Here is a 21,989-nt window from a genome sequence, read left to right as displayed (position 1 = left end):
TCCACGCCGCTCTTCCTATCTCCTCAATCGCCGGAGGGGCTGAATTTTCAGCCCCTCCGGCGATTGAGGAGGCCCGTCCGGCAGGAGTTTCAGGAAGGGGTGGGGTGGGGGCTACTTCTCTGTTACGCCCGCCGAGTCGAAGGTCGCGACCTCGTGCATGGCCCGAGCCGCGCTCTGGACGATCGGGAGGGCCAGGAGGGCTCCCGTGCCCTCGCCGAGGCGAAGGTCCAGGTCGACGAGCGGGCGCAGGCCCAGCTTGTTCAGGGCCGCTACGTGGCCGGGCTCGGCGCTGCGGTGCCCCGCGATGCAGGCCGCGAGGACCTCGGGCGCGACAGCGCGGGCGACCAGGGCGGCCGCACCTGCGCTGACACCGTCCAGGATGACCGGCGTGCGCAGGGAGGCGCCGCCGAGGAGGAGACCCACCATCGCCGCGTGCTCCAGGCCACCGACCGCCGAGAGGACACCGATCGGGTCGGCCGGGTCGGGCTTGTGCACGTCGAGGGCGCGGCGCACGACCTCGACCTTGCGGGCGTGTGTCTCGTCGTTGATGCCGGTGCCACGACCGGTCACCTCGGCCGGGTCGACCTCGGTGTAGACGGAGATCAGGGCGGCGGACGCGGTGGTGTTCGCGATGCCCATCTCGCCGGTGAGCAGCGCCTTGTTGCCGGCCGCCACGAGGTCGCGGGCCGTCTCGATGCCGACCTCGATGGCCTCCTTGACCTCTTCGCGGGTCAGGGCGGGGCCCGTCGTCATGTCGGCGGTGCCTGCGCGGACCTTGCGGGGCAACAGGCCAGGGGTGGCGGGGAGTTCGCCGGCCACGCCGACGTCGATGACGCAGACCTCGGCGCCGACCTGGTTCGCGAACGCGTTGCAGACCGCGCCGCCGCCCAGGAAGTTCGCGACCATCTGGCCGGTGACCTCCTGCGGCCAGGGGGTGACGCCCTGGGCGTGCACGCCGTGATCCCCGGCGAAGATCGCTACGGCGGCGGGCTCCGGGATCGGCGGCGGGCACACGCGGGACAGGCCGGACAGCTGGGCGGAGATGATCTCCAGCATGCCGAGCGCGCCCGGGGGCTTCGTCATCCGCTTCTGCCGCTCCCACGCCTCACCGAGCGCCTTGGCGTCCAGCGGGCGGATGTTGGAGACGGTCTCCGCGAGCAGGTCGTGCGGCTCCTCGCCGGGCAGGGCGCGGCGGCCGTACGTCTCCTCGTGCACGACCCACGACAGCGGGCGGCGCTTGGACCAGCCGGCCTGCATCAGCTCCGGCTCGGCCGGGAACTCGTCGACGTAGCCGACGCAGAGGTACGCGACGACTTCGAGGTGCTCCGGGAGGCCGAGGGAGCGGACCATCTCGCGCTCGTCGAAGAAGCTGACCCAGCCGACGCCGAGGCCCTCGGCGCGGGCCGCGAGCCAGAGGTTCTCGACGGCGAGCGCGGAGGAGTACGGGGCCATCTGCGGCTGCGTGTGGCGGCCGAGGGTGTGGCGGCCGCCGCGGGTCGGGTCGGCGGTGACGACGATGTTCACCGGGGTGTCGAGGATGGCCTCGATCTTCAGTTCCTTGAACTGCTTCGCGCGGCCCTTGGGCAGGGACTTGGCGTACGCGTCCTTCTGGCGTACGGCCAGTTCGTGCATGGCGCGGCGGGTGTCCGCGGAGCGGATCACGACGAAGTCCCAGGGCTGCGAGTGGCCCACGGACGGCGCGGTGTGGGCCGCCTCCAGGACGCGGAGCAGTACCTCGTGCGGGATCGGGTCGTTGCGGAAGCCGTTGCGGATGTCGCGGCGCTCGCGCATCACGCGCAGCACGGCCTCGCGCTCGGCGTCGTCGTAGCCGGGAGCGGCGGGGTTCGCCTCGCCGCTCTCGGCCTCCGACGTCAGGTGTTCGGGCTCGCCCGTCAGCTCGGCGGGCGTGACGGTCTGCTCCGCGGGGTCCTCGGTGTCGGCGAGCGCGCCGGAGTCGCCGTCCCGCGGGGCGGGAACGCTTGCGGTGCCCTCCGGGGGGATCTCGGCGGACTCGGGGCCCGGGGAGCCCCACTCCGTGACGTGCTCGGGGGCGACTGCCTCGTCACCCGCGGGCGCCTGCTCTGCGGACTGCTGGTTGGCCATGGCGTACGGGTCCTGCGGGTCGGTGACGGCGTGGGCGGCGACCTGGTCACCGGGGGCGGATTGCCGACCACCGGTAACGATTCGGCGGTCACCGGTGGCGATTCCGCGGTCACCGGTGGCGATTCCGCGGTCACCGGTGACGGATTGCTGGTCGGCTGCGGCCTGCTGGTCGGGCAGGGGGTGGTGGCCGGATGGCACGGCTTGGTGATCGGCCGCCACGGCTTGGTGGTCGGCGACGGCTTGGTGATCGGCCGCCACCGCCTGGTGGTCGGCGACGGCTTGGTGATCGGCCGCCACCGCCTGGTGGCCGGACGAGACCTGCTGGTCGTCAACGGCCTGCCACCCGGTAGCGGTGTGTTCGGCGGGCTGGGGTTCGGCCATGCCGTGCGGACCCTGCGGGTCGGCCACGACGTGGTGGTCGCCTGCGGTTTCCTGGTCGGCCACACCTTGCCCGTCGCCTACGACTTGCTGACCGGTAGCGGCCTGCGAGTCGGCCACACTTTGCGCGTCGCCAACAACCTGCTGACCGGCAGCGACCTGCGAGTCGGCCGCGACGCGAGGGTCGCCCACTGCCTCCTGGTCGGCGACGACCTGCGAGTCGGCCACACCTTGCGCGCCGCCAACAACCTGCTGACCGGCAGCGACCTGCGAGTCGGCCGCGACGCGAGGGTCGCCCGCTGCCTCCTGGTCGGCGACGACCTGCGAGTCGGCCACACCTTGCCCGTCGCCAACAACCTGCTGATCGGCAGCGGCCTGCGGATCGGCCACGACGTGGTGGTCGTCAACAACTTGCCGGCCGCCGGTGGCCTGCTGACCGGGTACGCCCTGCTGGTCCGCAGCGCCCTGACCAGTGGTCGCGCCCTCCTGCTCGGCAGCGGCAGCCTGCTGCACCGCAGCGTTCTGCTGATCGTTGCCGGGCTCCGTGTGGGGGGCCTGCTGCACGGCCACGGGCTCGTGGTCGGCGCCGGTCTGCCCGTCAGGGGCGTCCTGCGGCCCCACGGCACCCGGCTGGTCGGCCCCGGCGTCCTGCTCCTCCGGGAGCGGGGGGACCACCATCGCCTGCGGCGGGGTCGGCGCCAGGTGCGGGGTCGTGGGGACGATGCCGTCCACCGGGATGAACTGGCCGAGTGTCTGGTCCGCGGCGGGCTGCTGGGCATAGCCGTACGACGCGTAGTCCGACGGCTGCGGGTAGCTGTGGCCGCCCTGGCCCTGATCGTGCGCGGCGTACGCGCCGACCTGAGCGAACTCCTGGGCGTGCGCGGGCGTTTCCGGCTGCGCGTACTGCGGAGCGACCGTTTCTGCGGCCGCCGGCGGCTGCTGCTGCGCCTGGGCCGGCTGCCACGGGGCCGCGCCCTGCGGCGGAATGTCCAGGTACTCCGGTCCCGTGGTGGGCGGGCCCGACTGGCGGGCCGGCATCGGGGTCTGCTGGGCGGGGCCGCGGTCGGCGAGCGAGCGGACGGGGCTGCCGTTGGTGTCGGGGACAGCAGGACCCATGTGCAGCGGACGCCGGGGCTGGGCCGGGGCGTACTGCTGGCCCTGCCCCTGGCTGTGGCCCTGGTCCGCCGACTGCGCCTGCGGCTGGCCCCAGGCCCCCTGCGAACCGGGCATCAGGAGGATCTCGTCCTCCTCGGCCGTGGCGTCCGCGGGGTCGAGGTAGGTGTACGCGCCGGGTGCGGGAACGCCCGGCGGCTCCGCCGTGCCTGCATCCTCCGGCAGCCCTTCGCCCGGAACTTGACCGGTGTCGGTCATGCCTACCCCTCGCCCATCGAATGAGAACTTCCTGGCCGCCCCCGGCCGTCCGCCGGAACTGCGAGCAGCTTCACGATCCACTGTTTCGCTGTCCGGGGGCGACGCGTCGACCGCCCGTCAACAAGAACGAGCGTGCGCGCCGCGCGGCACGAACCGCTCCGGACAACAGGCATTGTCCCGGTCGGACCGCGGCCACGGAACGTAGTTCGACCATGGCCTTCTGTGGACTGCGCCACGTTGCGCGTCCTCCGGTCGCTGCCGTACCACACGCACCTCAAAAGTGGGGCGTTTTCGGGACATTGGCGTACGAAGAAACCGACTTCCCGGTGCGGTACAACGATCGGTCAGCCTACCGCGCGCGGCGTGCCGCCAGGGTCACGGGTGGCGTACGGGCAGCCGCCCGGAGAGGAGGAACCCCACGTTCCGCTCCTTCTCCGTCCAGGCGCGAGTGTCCAGTTCGACGGATTGCAGGAGGGCGCATTCGACGTCGTATCCGTGCTCCGTCAGGTCCCTGCCGATGAGTTCGGCGTCGTCGCGTGTCGCGGCGTGCGTGACGATCCGGGCGGGGCGCCGGTCCGCGACGGCCGAGACGACGGCCGCTCCCCCGCCCCCGACGCGGACGACGTCGGGCTCCGGGAGGTCTTCGAGGGCGTACGGGGCGGTGCCGTTCACGATCTGGACCTGGACGCCGAAGCGGCGGGCGACGGCGAGGGTGCGGGCGCAGGCGTCGGCGTTCCGGTCGACGGCGATGACGGCGGAGCCGAACCGCCCGGCCTCCGCCGTGAACGCTCCGCTGCCGCAGCCGATGTCCCACACGAGGTCGCCCGCGCGCGGCCCGAGGCGGGCGAGTTGGGCGGAGCGGAGTTGTTCCGTCTCGCCTTCACCGAAGGGGCCCGCGTACTCCCCCGCCGGGAGCGCCCAGCCGCGCGGGCCCGCGTCGGGGTCGCCGCCTGCCAGCCAGTTGCCGCTCCCCGGGGCGCCGGTGACGGGCCCCCCGATGACGATGACGACATTGGGGTCGCGCCACGCGTGGTCGGCGGCCTTGTCGGAGGTGACGACGGTGACCTGTTCGCGGTCGGTGCCGAGCTCCTCGCAGATGACGAAGGTGCGGTGGACGCCCTCCAGCAGCAGACCCAGTTCGGCGGGGCCCGCGCCCGGCGAGGTGAGGACGGCGACCTTGGCGTGGGCGCGGCACACATTCACCGCGCGTCGCAGGGTGCGGCGGTGTGCGACGACCACCTGTGCGTCGTCCCATGGCATGCCCGCGCGGGCGAACGCCTGGGCGACCGAGGACACGGCGGGTACGACCTCGACCTCAAGGCCGTACTCGGGCGCGCGCAGGGTGCGTACGACGCCGAAGAAGCCGGGGTCACCGTCCGCGAACACGACGGCCGTGCCGCGGTGGCCCGCGATGCGGCGGGCGGCGAGGGCCACGCTGCCGAGCCGGACGCGTTCGGCGCGCTCGGGCACCTCGGGCAGCACCAGGTGGTGCCCGGCGCCCGCCACGAGCGTGGCCGCGCCGAGTGCCGAGCGGGCCGCGTCCGTCAGCGGCGAACCGTCCCAGCCGATCACCGTGACCCGGTCGGCCATCGTCGTCAGTCTCCAGGGTGTGCTCGGGTACGTATGTGCCCATGCGGCACGGGGATCATGGCGCCACCGGGGCCGGGGCACCGTGAGCGTACCTGCCCGGCCTTTCGACCGCCCGTGAGGTCAGTTCCAGTCCGAGAAGGCGGTGAAACCCCCGGCCTCCGCCAGTTGCTCGGTGACACCCTCCAGGTCCTCGGGCAGCAGGCTCCACACGATGAAGTCCGTGCGGGCCTCGGCGAGGCCGCCGTCCTCGGTGCGCGTACGCGCTATGCACGCGCCCCGCAGCACGCCCTCGCTGATGCAGCCGATCTTCTGGGCGACCTGCTGGGAGGCGGTGTTGTCAGCGGCCGTGCGCAGCTCGATGCGCTCCAGGCGCTGGTCGCGGAAGAGCCACTGGGCCGTGGCGAGCGCGGCCTCGGACGCGTAGCCCTCGCCGCGTGCCCAGGGGGCGACGATGTACGAGAGTTCGGTGGACCGCACGTGCCAGTCGGTCTTGGACAGCTGGATGACGCCGACGAGCCGCTGGGTGAGGAACTCGGCGACGGCGAGGGTGAGTCCGGCGCCGGACTCCCGCTCCTTCGGCGCGTCCTCGGAGGTCCAGGTGCGGGCGCCTTCCTCGGTGAACGGCTGCGGCACCGCGGTCCACGCGGCGACCAGCTCGTCGTTCATCATCTCCGCGAGCGCGGGTACGTCGTCCTCGTCGAGCGGACGCAGCACCAAGCGCTCCGTGCTGATGGAGATCTCGGGGAAGGTGTTCGTCATGCGCCGCTCCGTAACCTTCGGTTTGGCCTTCTACCTTCGCGTCGGGCCTCGTCCTGTGTTTTTTCGGAGGTCCCCCCGAACCCCCGCGCCCAGCATGCAGCATGAAGGCACGTAACTGCACATGGGGGCCGCGCCTGTTGCCAGGAGCGGCCCCCATGGGATGGTCTGAGGCTCCGTCAGAAGGAGGGGAGCACCGAGCCCTTGTACTTGTCCTCGATGAACTTCTTCACCTCGGGCGAGGTCAGGAGCTTCGCAAGCTTCTTGATACGCGGGTCGTCCTGGTTGCCGTCCTTGATGGCGAGCACGTTGTTGTACTCGTTGTTCTTCGTGGACTCCAGGGCGAGGGCGTCCTTGGCGGGGCTGAGGTCCGCGCCGATCGCGTAGTTGCCGTTGATCACCGCGGCGTCGACGTCCTTGAGGGAGCGCGGGGTCTGCGCCGCCTCGACCTCCTTGAACTGGAGGTTCTTCGGGTTCTTCGCTATGTCCTGCGGGGTCGCGGCGGACTCCGAGCCCTTCTTGAGGGTGATCAGGTCGTTCGCGGCGAGGAAGCGCAGGGCGCGGGACTCGTTGTCGGCGTCGTTCGGGAGGGCGACGGTGCCGCCCTTCTTGAGGCCGTCGAGCTTCTTGGCCTTCTGCGAGTAGAGGCCGAGCGGCTCCAGGTGGACGGTGGCGACCGACTTGAGGTGCGTGCCGTTCTTCTTGTTGAAGTCTTCCAGGTAGGGAGTCGTCTGGAAGTAGTTGGCGTCGACCGAACCGTCCTCGGTGGCGTTGTTCGGCGTGACGTAGTCGGTGAACTCCTTGACCTCGAGCTTGAGGCCTTCCTTCTTCGCCAGGTCCTTCTTGATGAAGTCGAGGATCTCGGCGTGCGGGACAGGAGTCGCGGCGACGACCAGCGGGTCGGAGGCCTTGGCCTTGGAGCCTGCGCTGTCGGCCTTGTCGGAGCCGCAGGCCGTCAGGCCCAGGGTGAGAGCGCCGGTGGCGAGGACAGCTGCGGTGATCTTGGTGGTGTTACGCACGAAAAGTGCCTTTCCATCAGTGGTGCAACCCGCCGGTAGGACGGGGAGAACAGGGGGCGATTCAGCCGGACTTGGTGGCGGTGGCAGCAGTGCGACCGGCGAAGAGGTTGAAGCGGATCGGGTCGCCGCCCTTGCCCGCGCGGCGGTGCAGGACCCGGGCGCCGCTGTCGCCCGCGAACTGGATGAGGGAGATGACGACGGCGAGGATCGCCACCGTGATCCACATCAGGTTGGCCTCGAAGCGCTGGTAGCCGTAGCGGATGGCGATGTCGCCGAGGCCGCCCGCGCCGACCGTGCCGGCCATGGCGGAGTAGCCGATGAGCGCGACGATCGTCGTGGTGGTCGCCGAGATCAGCGAGGGCAGCGACTCGGGCACGAGGACCTTGCGTACGACGGTCCAGGTGTTGCCGCCCATCGACTGGACGGCCTCGATCAGGCCGCCGTCGACCTCACGCACGGACGTCTCGACGAGCCGCGCGAAGAACGGGATGGCACCGATGGCCAGCGGCACGATGGCGGCCTCACGGCCGATGGTGGTGCCGACGACCGCGCGCGTGAAGCCCATCAGGGCGACCATCAGGATGATGAACGGCATCGAGCGGACGATGTTCACGACCTGCCCGATGACCTTGTTCAGATACGCGTTCTGCAGCAGTCCACCGCGGTCCGTGAGGACGAGCAGGACGCCGAGCGGCAGGCCGACGACGATCGCGATCAGCGTGGACCAGCCGACCATGTAGAAGGTGTCCCAACACGCCTGGGACAACAGCGGCTGCATCTCCGACCAGGTCACTTGGTGACACCTTCCTTCAGCAGAGCGGCGGGCGCTGCGCCCTGGACGTCGACCTGGAGGCCCTGTTCGCGCAGGAAGCCGATCGGCACGACGTTGTCGTCGTAGCGGCCGGGCAGTTCGATGCGCATGCGGCCGACCTGCTTGCCCGCGACGGTGTCCATCGCGGCGCCGAGGATCGAGATGTCGACGTTGTAGGTGCGGGAGAGCTGCGAGATGACCGGCTGGGTCGTCGACTCGCCGTGGAAGGTGACGTCGATGACGGTGCGGTCGTCGCCGGAGGCCTCGCCACTGACCGGGAAGAGCGCGGAGGCGAGCTCGGAGCCGGGCGTCGCGAGGAGCTCGCTGACGGTGCCGGACTCGACAATCTGCCCGCGCTCCATCAGGGCGGCGGAGTCGCAGACGGTCTTGACGACGTCCATTTCGTGCGTGATGAGCAGCACGGTCAGGCCGAGCTGCCGGTTGAGGTCGCGAAGCAGCTGGAGGATCGAGCGGGTGGTCTCCGGGTCGAGGGCGCTGGTCGCCTCGTCGGAGAGCAGCACCTTCGGGTCGCCTGCGAGCGCGCGGGCGATGCCGACGCGCTGCTTCTGGCCGCCGGAGAGCTGGGCGGGGTAGGACGTGGCCTTGTCGGCGAGGCCGACGAGGTCGAGCAGTTCCAGCGCCTTGGTGGAACGTTCCTTCCCCGACTTGCCGAGGATCTCGAGCGGCAGCTCGATGTTGTCCTGCACGGTGCGCGAGGACAGCAGGTTGAAGTGCTGGAAGACCATGCCGATACGGCTGCGTGCCGCGCGCAGTTCCTTGCCCGCGCGCGAGCCGCGGCCGACGAGGGCGGTGAGGTCCTGTCCTGCGACGGTCACGGTGCCGGAGGTCGGACGCTCCAGCAGGTTCACGCAGCGGATCAGGGAGGACTTGCCGGCGCCTGACTGTCCGATGACGCCGTACACCTCGCCTTCGCGCACGTGCAGATCGACGCCGTCGAGGGCGGTGACCTCTCGGCCGCGCGAGCGGTAGACCTTGGTGAGGCCCTGGGTGGTGATCACGTGGGTTTCCGTAGCTGTCGAGTGCGCGGCACGGGTGGCGCCGGGCACGGGGCATTCGGTCGGGAACTTGCGAAGTTTCCGGGCGCGCGACAGGTCTCGCAGAGGCGGATGAACCCGTGAGGAGAAGCTGTGCGCGGGGCGGGCCCGGTCACGTAGGCGGACGGTTTCTCCCTGCGGAGTCACTCCCTACGGAACAGGGCGCGCGGGTCTCGCTTCGGGGCGCGAGAGCAGGCGTCGTGGGGCCCTCAGAAGGCGCACATTCGACACATACAAGCAGTACCGGGCGTCATCGTCGCCTCGGTCGCAAGGGTGCGGCTGCTCGTCGTGGTCATGTCGGCAAGTAAAGCAGACGTGAGGACGCGAGAGGCCCCCGCCGTCCGGTATCCGGACAGCAGGGGCCGATCGTTCAAGGCGGGTCAGAGCGCGGCGGTGATCTCCACGCCCGCGTCCGTGACCTGCGCGGACACCGCGGAGAGGTCCTTCACCACGACGTCCGCGGAGAGCTCGTCCGCCTCGTGCGTTGTGGTCAACGCCACGGTCTTCATGCCGCCGACGCGGCCCGCGGTGAGACCAGCCGGGGCGTCCTCGAAGACGACGCAGCGCTCCGGGTCCACGCCCAGCTTCCCCGCGGCGAGCAGGAACGGCTCGGGGTTGGGCTTGCCGTGCGTGATGTCGTCCGCGGCGATCAGCAGCGGCGTCTTGATCCCGACGGCCGCGAGCCGCGCCTCGGCAAGCCGGCGGGTGGCGGAGGTGACGACGGCCCAGCGCTCGTCGGGGAGCGACGTGAGCAGGTCGAGCGTGCCGGGCAGGACGTGGGTGCCGCCATTGGGCACGTCCTCGACCTCGAGTTCCTCGATGCGGGCGACGGCGCCCGGGACCTTCTCGGCGGGCAGCAGATCGGCGGCGATCTCGGCGGCGGGGCGGCCGTGCAGCTCAACGGCGGCGAAGGCCTCGGCGGTGATCCCGTACTCCTCGGCCCAGCGGGTCCAGCAGCGGTACACCGACTCCATCGACGAGAGCAGGGTTCCGTCGTTGTCGAACAGCAGGGCGTCAGCGGTGATCTTCATGTAACCCGAGGGTACGGGTGACCCTGGGGTCGAGCGCATCAGGTCTTTTGGCCCGTAATAGGCTCACGGCCATGCTTGATGCCCTGACCCTGGTGACGGGTCTCGCCGCGTTGGCGCTCGCGGCCTGGTGCGGGTTCGCCGCGTACCGCGACCAGCCGACCAAGGACTGGCACTTCATCGGGATGGCCGTGGTGTCGGTGCTCGCGCTGGCGCAGCTGGTGGTCGGGGTCGTCGCGCTCGCACGGGGCGACAAGCCGGACCAGGGCACGACGATCTTCGTCGCGTATTTGATCGGGGCGTTCGCCTGCGTGCCGGCGGCGGGCTTCATGTCGCTCGCGGAGCGCACCCGCTGGGGTTCGGTGACGGTCGCCGCGGGCGGCGTCGTGCTCGCCGTTCTCGAGGTCCGGCTCTTTGACATCTGGGGAGGCTGAGGTGGCTGTGACCGCCGCGAAGAAGGAAGCCAAGCGGAGCCGTCTCATCAGCGGGCCCGGCATGCTGCTCGTGTGGCTCTACGGCGTGATGGTCGTCGGGGCCGTGTCGCGCTCGGCGGTGCAGATCTCCACCGAGTTCGACAAGGCGCCGCTGGCGTACTCGCTGTCGGCGGTGGCGGGACTCGTGTACGCCTTCATCACGTACTCGCTGGTGCGCGGCGGGGAGACGGCGCGCAGGGCCGCGTTCGTGTGCTGCGCCCTGGAGTTGGCGGGTGTGCTGATCGTCGGTACGTGGACGCTGGTGGAGCCGTCCGCGTTCCCGGACGCGACCGTGTGGTCGGACTTCGGGGTGGGCTATCTGTTCATCCCGGTCCTGCTGCCGCTGAGCGCGATGTACCGGCTGCGCAAGGGTGTGCCGCAGCGGCAGCAGTCGGAGGGCTGACCGTCCGGCTCAGGCGCTCGCCGCGAACGCGTTCGCCTCGGTGTCCTTGGCCAGCGTCACCAGCGTGAGCCGCTCGTCCACGCGCTCGGTCGACACGGGCGCGTAGCCGTGCTGGCGGTACAGGCGCAGGTTGTGATCGCTGCGGTGGCCGGTGAACAACTGGAAGCGCTTGGCCGTGCCCGCGGCGCCCAACTGGCCCTCCACGGCGGTCAGGAGCCGGCCGCCCAGGCCGTGCCGCTGCATACGCGGGTGGACGATCAGCTTGTTGATGTGCGCCGTGCCGTCGGTGTCGACGGTGCCGCGCACGGACGCCACCACCTCGTCGCCGAGGCGCGCCACGAGCACGGTGCCGCTGTCGAGTTCGGCCCTGATCGAGGTCAGGGACTGTGTGAGCGGTTCGATCGAGTAGTCCCCGTAGAGCTGTGCCTCGCTCTGGTAGCAGAGGTACTGCAGCTTGAGGATCTGCTCGGCATCCGCTTCGGTCGCCGCAGTGATGGTCACGCTCATGCCCATGTGTGCACGCCTCCCGCTCACCTGTTCGCCAGTTGTCCTTCACCCTTTTCCCCGACGGGCCGCGCGCGCAACCTCGGAGGGCAGGATTCTGCGCAGGCAACCCAGACATCTGGAACGTTCCGGCCCAAGGCTGCCCTGTGAGATACCCAACTCACCCGCGATCTCACGGTAAGTGAGGTCGTGCGGGGACAGCAGCGCAGCGATGAGGCGTGGGCAGCGTCCGGGCAATCGGCGTACCGCGCTGCGCAGCGCCCGGTCACGTTCGTCGGCGAGCGCGCGGCATTCGGGGTCGACGGCGTCCGGGTCGGCGGCGGGCCGCAGTCCGTACGGCAGCTCGCGCAGTGCCGTACTCCGCTGGAGGCGGGCCTCGGCGCCGACCGCGTCGCGGAGCCAGGCGGCGGGGTTGTCCGGAGCGCCCTGGGCGGCGAGGTGTTCCAGGAGGCGGACCCAGACGGCCTGTTCGAGGTCGCCCTGGTCGCCGGCGGTGCCCGGGAGTTCGGCTCGGACCTCGGCCGCGAGGAGGGGACGCAGGGGTTCGATCACGGTGTCGTACGTCATGTACGGCGGGACGGGGCCGCCCCGGCGACGGTTGCCGGGGCGGCCGGGTCTCACTCCAACCGGCTTGCTGGGGTCACCCGTTGACGAAATCCTCGCGGGCGAGGAGCGCCGTGTCGCAGTTGTCCGAGAAGAGGCCGTCGATACCGGTCTCGTAGTACGCCTTGAAGGCGCCGAACGCGTCGCCGTACGCGTTCGGGTCCGTGCCCTTCTTGAAGTCGGCGGGCAGGAAGGTGTTCTCGTTGCGCATCGTGTAGGGGTGCAGGACGAGGCCCGCCTTGTGCGCGTCCCTGACCAGGGTCGTGGGCTGGGTCAGCTTGCCGTTCGCGTCCTTCGGGATGATCAGGTCGAGGGTCGGGCCGATGCCGTTCGCGTACGTCGCGATCTCCGCGAGCCCCTTGGGCGTGATCAGGTCGGCGACGGTGCGCGGGTCGCCGATGTCCACGAAGTCGTACGGGTGGGAGTTGGCCGTCGAAAGCAGCACGGCGAGCGGGTTGGCGACCAGCTTGTTCATGCGCTCGATGCTCGTCGGCTCGAAGGACTGGATGATGACGGGCGAGTTCTTCCGGTGCAGCCCGTGCGCCCGCAGCACCTTGGCGAGGCGCTCCTCCAGGGCGAGGTTCTGCTTGCGGAAGTAGGTGGGGTGCTTGAGCTCCGGGTAGATCCAGACCTCGCGGCCGAGCTTCTTGCTCTGCTCGGCGCGCCAGCGCAGGACCTCCTCGAAGGTGGGGATCTCCCAGCGGCCGTCGTAGAGCGTGTTGTGCTGGCGGGTGCCCGGGATGCGCTCCTTGGCCCGCAGCGTCTTCAGCTCGGCGAGCGTGAAGTCCTCGGTGAACCAGCCGGTGGTGGCCACCCCGTCGAGGCTCTTCGTCGTCTTGCGGCCGGCGAACTCGGGGTGCGCGGACACATCGGTCGTGCCGCCGATTTCCGGTTCGTGACGGCATACAAGATGTCCGTCCTTGGTCGGGCAGAGGTCGCCCGCCTCGATGATGTGCGCGCCCATGTCGAGCGCCAGCTGGTACGAGCCGAGGGTGTGCTCCGGCCGGTAGCCGCTGGTGCCGCGGTGCGCGATGACCGTGGGCACGGGGAGGCCCGCGAGGCCCTTGTTCATGTTATTCGCGCCACTCTCTCTGTCGGCGGCTCTCGCCGTTCCTGCCGCCCCGAGTGCCGTCGCGCTCGCGCCGAGGGCCGCCGCGCCGAGCAGCGAGCGCCGGCCGAGCGCCGCCATGGTCCGTGGCTGCTGCGCCCCCTGCGCGGCCTGTGACTTCTCGTTCCCCTTGTTCCCCATGAAGCACTCCTCCCACGAAATACTGCCTTGCACCTGTCAAAGCGAGATCGATCGTATGGGTGGGGAAGTGGCGAGTGGGAGACCCTGGACAGAACGTCAGGGTGATGCGGCGTGGCATCCGGGCGTTGCCGGCACATCAATGGGGCACGAACTTCGGTCAACTCCGCGTATCCAGTCCGTGAACCCGATGTGCAACGGGTACTCGTCCGCGAGTATCGTCCTCACCTGCACAGACTCCTCAGTCCAAAACAGGTATCCATCCCTGCTCATTCCTTGACATCGGAGGGCTCGTTGTCCCGCTTCGCGCTCATCAAGGCAGTGCTCGGTCCGATCATGCGCCTGATGTTCCGCCTACGTGTGGAAGGCGCAGAGAAGATTCCGGGGAACGGTCCCGTCATTCTGGCGGGCAACCACCTGACGTTCATCGACTCGATGCTGCTGCCGCTCGTCTGTGACCGGCAGGTCTTCTTCATCGGCAAGGACGAGTACGTCACCGGCAAGTCCCTCAAGGGCCGCCTCATGGCGTGGTTCTTCACCGGGGTCGGCATGATCCCGGTCGACCGCGACGGGGCGAACGGTGGTGTGGCCGCGCTGATGACGGGCCGCCGCATCCTGGAGGAGGGCAACATCTTCGGGATCTATCCCGAGGGCACGCGCTCCCCCGACGGCCGCCTGTACCGCGGCCGGACCGGTATCGCCCGTCTGACGTTGATGACGGGTGCGCCCGTCGTCCCCTTCGCCATGATCGGCACGGACAAGTTGCAGCCCGGGGGGTCGGGGATTCCGCGGCCGGGCAAGGTGACCGTGCGGTTCGGTGAGCCGATGGAGTTCTCCCGCTACGACGGGATGGGGCGCGACCGGTACGTGCTGCGGGCCGTGACGGACTCGGTCATGACCGAGGTGATGCGGCTCTCGGGTCAGGAGTACGTGGACATGTACGCCTCGAAGGCGAAGGCGGCGTAGCCGCGCTTACGGGTGCGTAGGCCCGGCCGACCGAGTTCTTTCGGTCGACCGGGCCTTCCTTCTGCTGCGCCGTCCTCCGCTCACGGGGCTCCGCCCCGGACCCCGCTGCTCAATCGCCGCAGGGGCTCCAAATGCGCCGGGCCGACGCCCCCGGAGGGGCGGGTGGGCCTATCAAGCCCCGCCGGCGATTGAGGCGCGGGGTACGGGGCGGAGCCCCGGCCTTTCAAGCCCCGCACTTTGGACGAGAGCCCGCGGGGCGCGGGGCGGAGCCCCGGGGCCGGGGGACGGGTCACTGTTCCAGGTGTTGGCCGCGGAGGAGGAACCACGCCGCCACCGACGTGGCCAGCAGCACCCCCGCTCCGATACCCGCCGCCAGTTGGAGCCCGTCCACGAAGGCCGACTGCGCCCCGGCGAGAAGCGCGTCCCCCTGCCCGGCCGGCAGGCCACTCGCCGCCTCGACCGCCCCGCCGAGCGAATCGTGCGCAGCCACCGCGACATCCTCGGGCGTACCCGCCGGCACCGTGAACCCCGAGTAGACGCCCGTCACGATCGAGCCGAGCAGCGCGATACCGAGCGCCGTACCGAGCTCGTACGCCGTCTCGGACACCGCCGACGCCGCGCCCGCCTGCTCCTTGGGCACGCTGGACAGGATCACGTCGGCCGTCACCGTGAACGAGAAGCCCGCGCCGACGCCGACGACGAGCAGCACCACGCCAAGCAGCGGGTATCCGGTCGACTGGCTCAGCGTCGTGAGCGCGGCGAGGGCCAGGCCCACCGCCGCGAGCCCGCCCGCGACCACGGAACGTACCGAGAAGCGGCGCGCCACCGTACCGGCGACCAGTCCGGCCGCCACCGCCCCCACAGCGGCGGGGAGTTCGGCGAGCCCGGCCTCGAACGGCGCACGCCCCTGCACCAGTTGCAGGAACTGGGAGAGGAAGAAGACCAGCCCGGCCAAGCCCAGAATCGTCAGCAGGTCGGCGAGGACCGCGCCCGAGAAGCCGCGGTTGCGGAACAGGTGCATGTTCAACAGCGGCGCCTGAAGCGTGAGTTGGCGGCGTACGAACCACAAGAGCGCCGCCACGCCGAGCACTGGCGACGCCGCCACGGCGAGACCGAAGCCGTGCGCCGCCGCCTCCTTCACCGAGTAGACGACACCGATCATGCCGACGAGGGACAGCACCACGCTCAGCAGGTCCCACGGCCCCGGCACCGGGTTCTTCGACTCGGGGATGAGCTTCGCGCCGACGACCACCAGGATCGCCATCACGGGCAGGTTGATCAGGAAGACCGAGCCCCACCAGAAGTGTTCGAGGAGGAAGCCGCCGACGACAGGGCCGACCGCCGCACCCGCGGAGGCCATGGCGCCCCAGATGCCGATGGCCAGGGAACGCTCGCGCGGGTCGTGGAAGATGTTGCGGATCAGGGCCAGCGTGGAGGGCATGAGGGTCGCGCCCGCGACGCCCAGCAGGGCGCGCGCCAGGATCATCAGCTCGGGCGTCGTCGCGTACGCGTTGAGGACGGAGACCGTGCCGAAGGCGACCGCACCCACGAGGAGCAGCTTCTTGCGGCCGATGCGGTCACCGAGGCTGCCCATCGAGACGAGCAGTCCGGCGATGACGAACGAGTAGACGTCGCCGATCCAGAGCAGCTGGGTGCCGGAGGGCTTCAGGTCCTCGCTGATGTACGGGGTCGCGAGGCCGAGGACGGTCGCGTCGACGGCGACGAGCAGCACGGCCAGCACGAGGACGGAGAGGGCGAGCCACCGCGCGGGACGGGAGGCCACCACCTCCGCCGCAGGAGTGCGCTGTGGTGTGCTGGTCATGGTTCCACTCTCCGTAGTGCGCCGCCGAGCAGCAGCTCGACGATCATGTATTGGAAGTCCTTTACCGCGACGCGGCCGTCCTGTACCGCCCAGGCGCCGCTGCCGATGAGGCCGTAGAGCGCCTCGGTCAACCAGGCGGGTGTCAGATCGATCCGGAACTCGCCCGTCTCCTGCCCGCGTCGGAACAGTGCTTCGATGCGGGCGTCCAGACGGGCCCAGCCCGCGTTCTGCTGCTCGCCCTCGAAGAGCTGGTTCTCCGTGACGAGGAAGGCGAGCAGCGGCGCCGCCGGTTCGAGTTCGCGGACGAGGGCGCGCAGCGTGTCGGCGGCCCGCCCCTCGGCGAGCCCGGCGCGGTCGAGCGCCGCTTCGCACTCGGCGAGGCCGAGCTCCTCCAGCGCGCGGACCAGCGCGTCCCTGCCCGCGAACTGGCGGTGCAGGGTCGCGCGACTGATGCCGGCGGCCCGCGCCACCTCGTCCATGGTGGCCGTTGACTTGCGGGTCAGCAGGGCGGCGGCGCTGTGCAGTACCTGAGCGCGATCGACTGGCATGAGACGAGAATACCTCAGGTGAGACACTCCTGTCTCACCCGAGGCTCGGTCGTCTCCAGTGGTCTCCCCCTCCACGCGGTGCTACGACTGTCGGGACGTCCGACTCTCGGGAGGTACCGGCATGGGGTGCTGCATCTTCGCGGCGATGGCCGCCATCGGGCCACGCGTGGCCCTGGTGATCGCGTGGCTGTTCACCAACCTTGTGGACCGCGCCTTCAGCGGTGTCCTGCTGCCGCTCATCGGCCTGGTCCTGCTGCCGTGGACGACCCTGGGCTATGTCCTCGCGTACGCGCCCGTGGTCGGCGTCCGCGGGATCGGCTGGATCGTCATCCTCATCGGTCTGCTGCTCGACCTGTCGAGCTACGGAGGCGGCGCGCGGGCACGCCGCTGACATACAGACGGAGAGGCCCGGTTCACCCCTTACGGGCGAACCGGGCCTCTCCGTGTGCTGCGGCTACTTCTTCGCGTCGGCCCAGCCGCGCTGCACCGTCAGGTCCTGCTTGACCTCGGCGAGCTGGACGGCGACCGCACTCGGCGCCGTGCCCCCGCGGCCCGAGCGGGAGGCCAGGGCGCCCGGAACGTTGAGCACCGTGCGCACCTCGGGCGTGAGGTGCTCGGAGATCTTGGCGAACTGCCCGTCCGTGAGGCCGTCGAGCTCCTTGCCCTCCGCCTCGGCGACCTTGACGCACTCGCCCGCGACATCGTGCGCGACGCGGAACGGCACGCCCTGCTTGACGAGCCACTCGGCGATGTCCGTGGCGAGCGAGAAGCCGGCCGGGGCCAGCTCCTCCATGCGCTCCCGGTTGACCGTGAGGGTGGCCATCATGCCGGTGAACGCCGGGAGCAGAAGCCGGAGTTGGTCGCAGGAGTCGAAGACCGGCTCCTTGTCCTCCTGGAGGTCACGGTTGTACGCGAGCGGCAGCGCCTTGAGCGTCGCCATCAGGCCCGTGAGGTTGCCGATGAGGCGGCCCGACTTGCCGCGCGCCAGCTCCGCGATGTCCGGGTTCTTCTTCTGCGGCATGATCGACGAGCCGGTGGAGAAGGCGTCGTGGAGCGTGACGAAGGAGAACTCCTTCGTGTTCCACAGGATGACCTCCTCGGCGATCCGCGAGAGGTTCACGCCGATCATCGCGGTGATGAAGGTGAACTCGGCGACGAAGTCGCGGGAGGCCGTGCCGTCGATGGAGTTGGCGGAGCTGCCGTGCTCGAAGCCGAGGTCCCGCGCCACCGCCTCCGGGTCGAGGCCGAGGCTGCTGCCGGCCAGGGCACCGGAGCCGTACGGCGAGACCGCCGTCCGCTCGTCCCACTGGCGCAGCCGCTCCGCGTCCCGGGACAGGGCCTGGACGTGCGCCAGGACGTGGTGGGCGAAGAGCACCGGCTGGGCGTGCTGGAGGTGCGTACGACCCGGCATCGCGACGTCGGCGTGCGCATCCGCGAGGCCGACGAGGGCCTCCTGGAGGTCGGCGATCAGGCCGCCGATGGCCCGGGCCTCGTCCCGCAGGTACATCCGGAAGAGCGTCGCCACCTGGTCGTTGCGCGAGCGGCCCGCGCGCAGCTTGCCGCCGAGGTCCGGGCCGAGGCGCTCGAGGAGGCCGCGCTCGAGGGCCGTGTGCACGTCCTCGTCGGCGATCGTGCCGACGAAGGTGCCGCCCTCGACGTCCGTCTCCAGCCGGTCGAGGCCGGCGATCATGCGGGTCAGCTCGTCCTCGGTGAGCAGTCCCGCCTTGTTGAGCACGCGTGCGTGGGCACGGGAGCCCGCGATGTCGTAGGGGGCGAGGCGCCAGTCGAAGTGGACGGAGGCGGAGAGTTTCGCCAGGGCCTCGGCCGGGCCGTCGGCGAACCGGCCGCCCCAGAGGCGGACATCGCCGGTGTTGCTGCTCACGTGCTCTGCTCCTCGGGCCGGTGGATCTGAATGCCGGTGCGTTTGTCGCTGTGCATGATTATGCAGGGTCCTGCATGTTTCGTCAATCGCACTTACGGGTGCCTCAGGGGCCGCCGACAGCGGCATCATCCCGGTATGGGAAAAAGTCATGAACGCATAGAGGGTCGGCTGCGCACGTTCATCGAGGACCAGCCGATGTTCTTCACCGCCACCGCTCCGCTCTCCGACGACGGAACGGTCAACCTCTCCCCCAAGGGCCTCAAGGGTTCCTTCGCCGTGCTCGACGAACGGACCGTCGCCTACCTGGACTTCGCGGGGTCCAACGCGGAGACCATCGCCCACCTGCGCGAGAACGGCCGGATCACGCTGATGTGGTGCGCGTTCCAGGGCCCGCCGAACATCGTCCGGGTGCACGGTCGCGGCGAGCCCGTGTTCCGCGACGACCCGCGCTTCGCCGAGCTGGTCGGCCGCTTCCCGGACATCGACCCGACCCGCAACGGCCTGCGCGCGATCATCGTCGTGCACGCCGAGCACATCCGCGACACCTGCGGCTACGCCGTGCCCTTCATGACGTACGACGAGGACCGTGACCTGCACGGCAGGCGCTTCGAGCGCGAGGACGACGCGGGGCTCGACGCGTACTTCCAGAAGAAGGAGTACATCGCGAAGAGCCTGGACGGCCTGCCCGGGCTGCCGTTGCCGCTGCCGCCCGCTACGTTCTGACCCATGCGCCCCTTTCGAGCAGGTATCGCCACCGCCGTCGCCGCCTGTGCCGCCCTCGGTGCGGCCCCCTCCGCCTCCGTCTCCGCCGCCGCTCCACTGCCCGCCCGCATGGCGGACACGGGCGGCGGCCGTCAGCTGATCACCGCCGAGGCGCCCCGGACGTCCTCGACCACCGGCACCGTCACCTGGTGGGACCGGGGCGCGAACGGCGGCTGGGTGAAGGCCGGTTCGGCGCCCGCGCGGTTCGGGGCGAAGGGGCTCGTGGCGGGGAGCAAGCGCAGGCAGAGCACCAACACGACGCCGACCGGCCTCTACGACCTGCCCTTCGCGTTCGGCGTCAAGGCGGCGCCGGCGGGGACCACGACGACATACCGGCGCGTGCACGGCGACTCCTGGTGGTGCCAGGACAACGCGTCCCGCTCGTACAACCGCTGGACCGAGCCGCGCCCCCGCGACTGCCGCGCCGCCGAGTCCGAGCACCTCGCCGACTACGCGACGCAGTACGCGCACGCGCTCGTGGTCGGCTTCAACTACCACCGCCCCGTGCACGGCCGCGGGGCCGGAATCTTCCTGCACGTCAACGGGCGCGGGGCCACGGCCGGCTGCGTATCCGTACCGAAGGACGCCATGCGCCGCATCCTGACCTGGGCGCACCCCGAGCGGTCGCCGCACATCGCGATCGGGACGGCGGGCGGGGCGACGGCGATCACCAGGTATTGAAATCGCTTGGTACCGATAGGTATGCGGATATGGGCACTTATGCCCGTACCGGCTCTCGTGTAGGGACCACATAACGAGACGGGGTTGCGTGGGTTCGCCGCCGAGGCGTTGCATCGCCCGGTGCGAAGCGAATCCGAACAGACGTCCCCCACCTCCCCCGCGGCGGAGCCCGCCGCCGAGGACACGGCCGAGACCGCCGCCGGGGCAGCCGCGGAGAGCGGGGCCACCGGCCGCGCCGCCCGGCTCGCGGTCACCGTCTTCCCCGTGCTCGTCCTCGTCGCGGGCGCGTGGGGGCTCGCCTCTCCCGCCACGTTCGCCGACTGGGGCCCCAACGTGCCCTACCTGCTGGGCGTCGTGATGTTCTGCATGGGCCTCACCATGACCCTCGCGGACTTCAAGGGCGTCGCGCAGCGGCCCTGGGCCGTCGGACTCGGCCTCGTCGCGCACTACGTGATCATGCCGGGGCTCGGCTGGGCGATCGCCCACGCGCTCGGCCTGTCCCCGCAGTTGGCGGCCGGTGTCATCCTCGTCGGCTGCGCGCCCAGCGGCACCGCGTCCAACGTCGTGACGTATCTCGCGCGCGGCGACGTCGCCCTCTCGGTGTCTGTCGCGACCGTCTCCACGGTGCTCGCGCCGCTGATCACGCCTCCGCTGACGCTGCTGCTCGCGGGCGCGTACCTGCCGGTGGACGCCGGCTCGATGATGACGGACATCCTGAAGACCGTGCTGCTCCCGGTGATCGCGGGCCTGGTCGTGCGGCTCGTGCTCGGCCGGTACGTCGACCGGCTGCTCAAGGTCCTGCCGTGGCTGTCCGCGCTGACCATCGCCGTGATCGTGGCCGTGGTCGTGGCGGGCAGCGCCGACGCCATCAAGTCGGCCGCCGCCCTCGTCATGGTCGCCGTGGTGCTGCACAACGGTCTCGGCCTCGCGCTCGGCTATGGCGCGGGCAAGCTCGGCCGGCTCGGCAAGCCCGCGTCGCGCGCCATGGCCTTCGAGGTCGGCATGCAGAACTCGGGCCTCGCGGCCTCCCTGGCCACGGCCCACTTCAGCCCGCTGGCCGCACTGCCCGCCGCCGTGTTCTCGGTCTGGCACAACGTGTCGGGCGCGCTGGTCGCGGCGTGGATGTCGCACCGGTCGAGGGTCGCGGAGAAGAAGTAGCTCCACACGCCGGGGCGCCGAAGAAGCCGGCCGAGTCGACACTGGACAGGTGTAGACAGGTCGGCTTCTTCGTGCTTACCTTCTAGACATGCCTGGACAGGTTCACAAGCATCATCGCATCGCCCACGTCCTCGCCGAGGAGATCCGTACGGGCGTGCACGCCGACGGCAGCAAGCTGCCCGGTGAGCACGCGCTGCGGGAGCGGTTCGGGGTCAGCCGGACGACCGTGCGGCAGGCCCTCGGCGTCCTCGGCGAGCAGGGGCTCATCGAGACGCACGCCGGGATCGGCTCGCTCGTCACGTTCGACGGCGCCCCGCTCGACCAGCATCTCGGCTGGACCAGGGCGCTGGCGGCGCAGGGCACCGAGCTGACGACGCGGACGCTGCGCTTCGAGCGGATACAGGATGCGGCACTCGCCGCCGAACTCCGCCTGGAAAACCCGGAGTTCATCGCCCTCGACCGCGTACGCCGGCTGTCCGACGGGCACGGTGTCTCCCTGGAGTTCAGCCGGGTGCCCGCCGTCGGGCCGCTGGCCGATCTGGTCGAGCGCGGGCTCGACGGCGGCTCCCTCGACCAGACGCTCGCCGCGGCGGGCCGGGTCCGCGCTTCCAGTGACGCGCACATCGCCGTCGCCGGACTCGACGAAGCCGACGCCGCGGCCCTGCGCCGCTCCCCCGGCGATTCCTTCCTCCGCGTCGCCCAGGTGTTCCGCGACGCGGACGGGGGCGTGGGGGGGGGGGGGGGGGGGGGGGGGGGCGCCGCGCCGGGAGACAAGCACGTAGATCAAGGGCGCGGGGGGGGCACAAGGGATTAAACCCCCCAAAACCCCC

21 protein-coding genes are annotated in these 21,989 nt (G+C 70.7%); 8 read left to right on the top strand and 13 right to left on the bottom strand.

Features of this window, described 5'->3' with window-relative positions:
- Nucleotides 1–111 precede the first annotated feature (111 nt).
- From cobT to ABT004_RS30210, 7 genes are all read right to left on the bottom strand, one after another.
- Nucleotides 112–3,852: a nicotinate-nucleotide--dimethylbenzimidazole phosphoribosyltransferase gene (gene cobT, locus ABT004_RS30245; RefSeq protein ID WP_451189965.1), complete on the bottom strand. Its 3,741-nt coding sequence runs from the start codon at nt 3,850–3,852 to the stop codon at nt 112–114.
- Between the two features lie 375 nt (nt 3,853–4,227).
- Complete coding sequence (gene cbiE, locus ABT004_RS30235; protein ID WP_351342998.1) at nt 4,228–5,442, bottom strand: precorrin-6y C5,15-methyltransferase (decarboxylating) subunit CbiE; 1,215 nt, start codon at nt 5,440–5,442, stop codon at nt 4,228–4,230.
- A 120-nt stretch (nt 5,443–5,562) separates the two neighbouring features.
- Nucleotides 5,563–6,201 (bottom strand): GNAT family N-acetyltransferase, encoded by a 639-nt coding sequence (locus ABT004_RS30230; protein ID WP_351342996.1) that lies wholly within the window; start codon nt 6,199–6,201, stop codon nt 5,563–5,565.
- Nucleotides 6,202–6,377: 176 nt separating this feature from the next.
- On the bottom strand, nt 6,378–7,217 hold the full coding sequence (locus tag ABT004_RS30225) for a MetQ/NlpA family ABC transporter substrate-binding protein (protein ID WP_351342994.1): 840 nt from the start codon (nt 7,215–7,217) through the stop codon (nt 6,378–6,380).
- A 61-nt stretch (nt 7,218–7,278) separates the two neighbouring features.
- Complete coding sequence (locus ABT004_RS30220; protein WP_351342992.1) at nt 7,279–8,010, bottom strand: methionine ABC transporter permease; 732 nt, start codon at nt 8,008–8,010, stop codon at nt 7,279–7,281.
- Entirely contained in the window at nt 8,007–9,047 is a 1,041-nt protein-coding gene (locus ABT004_RS30215; protein WP_351342990.1) for a methionine ABC transporter ATP-binding protein, read from the bottom strand. The genes ABT004_RS30220 and ABT004_RS30215 overlap by 4 nt, the downstream gene beginning before the upstream one ends.
- 416 nt (nt 9,048–9,463) lie before the next feature.
- Nucleotides 9,464–10,114, bottom strand: a complete 651-nt coding sequence (locus ABT004_RS30210) for an HAD-IA family hydrolase (RefSeq protein WP_351342988.1) — start codon at nt 10,112–10,114, stop codon at nt 9,464–9,466.
- Between the two features lie 71 nt (nt 10,115–10,185).
- Here ABT004_RS30210 and ABT004_RS30205 point away from each other — a divergent pair, with 71 nt between their 5' ends.
- The gene (locus ABT004_RS30205) at nt 10,186–10,545 is read left to right on the top strand and encodes a hypothetical protein (RefSeq protein ID WP_351342986.1); all 360 of its coding nucleotides are present in this window, start codon (nt 10,186–10,188) and stop codon (nt 10,543–10,545) included.
- Entirely contained in the window at nt 10,526–10,987 is a 462-nt protein-coding gene (locus ABT004_RS30200) for a hypothetical protein (protein ID WP_451189971.1), read from the top strand. Before ABT004_RS30205 ends, ABT004_RS30200 begins: the two co-directional genes overlap by 20 nt.
- Before the next feature lie 9 nt (nt 10,988–10,996).
- Here ABT004_RS30200 and ABT004_RS30195 read toward each other — a convergent pair whose 3' ends face one another.
- From ABT004_RS30195 to ABT004_RS30185, 3 genes are all read right to left on the bottom strand, one after another.
- Nucleotides 10,997–11,500: a GNAT family N-acetyltransferase gene (locus ABT004_RS30195; protein ID WP_351342985.1), complete on the bottom strand. Its 504-nt coding sequence runs from the start codon at nt 11,498–11,500 to the stop codon at nt 10,997–10,999.
- 39 nt (nt 11,501–11,539) lie between these two features.
- Nucleotides 11,540–12,058, bottom strand: a complete 519-nt coding sequence (locus ABT004_RS30190) for an RNA polymerase sigma factor (RefSeq protein WP_351342983.1) — start codon at nt 12,056–12,058, stop codon at nt 11,540–11,542.
- 73 nt (nt 12,059–12,131) lie between these two features.
- Nucleotides 12,132–13,283: a glycerophosphodiester phosphodiesterase gene (locus tag ABT004_RS30185; protein WP_351343003.1), complete on the bottom strand. Its 1,152-nt coding sequence runs from the start codon at nt 13,281–13,283 to the stop codon at nt 12,132–12,134.
- Between the two features lie 333 nt (nt 13,284–13,616).
- Here ABT004_RS30185 and ABT004_RS30180 point away from each other — a divergent pair, with 333 nt between their 5' ends.
- Entirely contained in the window at nt 13,617–14,306 is a 690-nt protein-coding gene (locus ABT004_RS30180) for a lysophospholipid acyltransferase family protein (RefSeq protein ID WP_351342981.1), read from the top strand.
- 289 nt (nt 14,307–14,595) lie between these two features.
- Here the strand turns inward: ABT004_RS30180 and ABT004_RS30175 are convergent, their stop codons facing one another.
- Together ABT004_RS30175 and ABT004_RS30170 are read right to left on the bottom strand one after the other, a co-directional pair.
- Nucleotides 14,596–16,128, bottom strand: coding sequence for an MFS transporter (locus tag ABT004_RS30175; RefSeq protein WP_351342979.1), 1,533 nt, complete (start codon nt 16,126–16,128; stop codon nt 14,596–14,598).
- Complete coding sequence (locus tag ABT004_RS30170; protein ID WP_351342977.1) at nt 16,125–16,676, bottom strand: TetR/AcrR family transcriptional regulator; 552 nt, start codon at nt 16,674–16,676, stop codon at nt 16,125–16,127. Before ABT004_RS30170 ends, ABT004_RS30175 begins: the two co-directional genes overlap by 4 nt.
- A gap of 121 nt (nt 16,677–16,797) precedes the next feature.
- On the opposite strand from ABT004_RS30170, the gene ABT004_RS30165 reads away from it, so the two are divergent.
- The gene (locus tag ABT004_RS30165) at nt 16,798–17,067 is read left to right on the top strand and encodes a hypothetical protein (RefSeq protein WP_351342975.1); all 270 of its coding nucleotides are present in this window, start codon (nt 16,798–16,800) and stop codon (nt 17,065–17,067) included.
- A 63-nt stretch (nt 17,068–17,130) separates the two neighbouring features.
- Here ABT004_RS30165 and argH read toward each other — a convergent pair whose 3' ends face one another.
- Entirely contained in the window at nt 17,131–18,558 is a 1,428-nt protein-coding gene (gene argH, locus ABT004_RS30160) for an argininosuccinate lyase (protein WP_351342973.1), read from the bottom strand.
- Nucleotides 18,559–18,693: 135 nt separating this feature from the next.
- On the opposite strand from argH, the gene ABT004_RS30155 reads away from it, so the two are divergent.
- The 4 genes from ABT004_RS30155 (at nt 18,694) to ABT004_RS30140 (ending at nt 21,973) form a co-directional block, all read left to right on the top strand.
- Nucleotides 18,694–19,281, top strand: coding sequence for a pyridoxamine 5'-phosphate oxidase family protein (locus tag ABT004_RS30155; RefSeq protein WP_351342971.1), 588 nt, complete (start codon nt 18,694–18,696; stop codon nt 19,279–19,281).
- Nucleotides 19,282–19,284: 3 nt separating this feature from the next.
- The gene (locus ABT004_RS30150) at nt 19,285–20,001 is read left to right on the top strand and encodes a L,D-transpeptidase family protein (protein WP_351342970.1); all 717 of its coding nucleotides are present in this window, start codon (nt 19,285–19,287) and stop codon (nt 19,999–20,001) included.
- 120 nt (nt 20,002–20,121) lie between these two features.
- Nucleotides 20,122–21,159 (top strand): bile acid:sodium symporter family protein, encoded by a 1,038-nt coding sequence (locus ABT004_RS30145; protein WP_351342968.1) that lies wholly within the window; start codon nt 20,122–20,124, stop codon nt 21,157–21,159.
- A gap of 88 nt (nt 21,160–21,247) precedes the next feature.
- Complete coding sequence (locus ABT004_RS30140; protein WP_351342966.1) at nt 21,248–21,973, top strand: GntR family transcriptional regulator; 726 nt, start codon at nt 21,248–21,250, stop codon at nt 21,971–21,973.
- Nucleotides 21,974–21,989: the final 16 nt, after the last annotated feature.

Origin of the sequence: Streptomyces sp. NPDC002790 (assembly GCF_040295505.1) — a bacterium.
Lineage (GTDB): Bacteria > Actinomycetota > Actinomycetes > Streptomycetales > Streptomycetaceae > Streptomyces.
This window is presented reverse-complemented; position numbering and strand designations above follow the sequence as displayed.

Excerpts from the sequence above, each read along its gene's own strand:
- ABT004_RS30195 (WP_351342985.1), bottom strand. The coding sequence starts at position 11,500 with ATGGGCATGAGCGTGACCATCACTGCGGCGACCGAAGCGGATGCCGAG.
- ABT004_RS30170 (WP_351342977.1), bottom strand. The coding sequence starts at position 16,676 with ATGCCAGTCGATCGCGCTCAGGTACTGCACAGCGCCGCCGCCCTGCTG.
- cbiE (WP_351342998.1), bottom strand. The coding sequence starts at position 5,442 with ATGGCCGACCGGGTCACGGTGATCGGCTGGGACGGTTCGCCGCTGACG.
- ABT004_RS30230 (WP_351342996.1), bottom strand. The coding sequence starts at position 6,201 with ATGACGAACACCTTCCCCGAGATCTCCATCAGCACGGAGCGCTTGGTG.
- ABT004_RS30205 (WP_351342986.1), top strand. The coding sequence starts at position 10,186 with ATGCTTGATGCCCTGACCCTGGTGACGGGTCTCGCCGCGTTGGCGCTC.
- ABT004_RS30210 (WP_351342988.1), bottom strand. The coding sequence starts at position 10,114 with ATGAAGATCACCGCTGACGCCCTGCTGTTCGACAACGACGGAACCCTG.
- ABT004_RS30185 (WP_351343003.1), bottom strand. The coding sequence starts at position 13,283 with ATGGCGGCGCTCGGCCGGCGCTCGCTGCTCGGCGCGGCGGCCCTCGGC.
- cobT (WP_451189965.1), bottom strand. The coding sequence starts at position 3,852 with ATGACCGACACCGGTCAAGTTCCGGGCGAAGGGCTGCCGGAGGATGCA.
- ABT004_RS30140 (WP_351342966.1), top strand. The coding sequence starts at position 21,248 with ATGCCTGGACAGGTTCACAAGCATCATCGCATCGCCCACGTCCTCGCC.
- ABT004_RS30165 (WP_351342975.1), top strand. The coding sequence starts at position 16,798 with ATGGGGTGCTGCATCTTCGCGGCGATGGCCGCCATCGGGCCACGCGTG.
- ABT004_RS30190 (WP_351342983.1), bottom strand. The coding sequence starts at position 12,058 with ATGACGTACGACACCGTGATCGAACCCCTGCGTCCCCTCCTCGCGGCC.
- ABT004_RS30155 (WP_351342971.1), top strand. The coding sequence starts at position 18,694 with ATGGGAAAAAGTCATGAACGCATAGAGGGTCGGCTGCGCACGTTCATC.
- ABT004_RS30175 (WP_351342979.1), bottom strand. The coding sequence starts at position 16,128 with ATGACCAGCACACCACAGCGCACTCCTGCGGCGGAGGTGGTGGCCTCC.
- ABT004_RS30150 (WP_351342970.1), top strand. The coding sequence starts at position 19,285 with ATGCGCCCCTTTCGAGCAGGTATCGCCACCGCCGTCGCCGCCTGTGCC.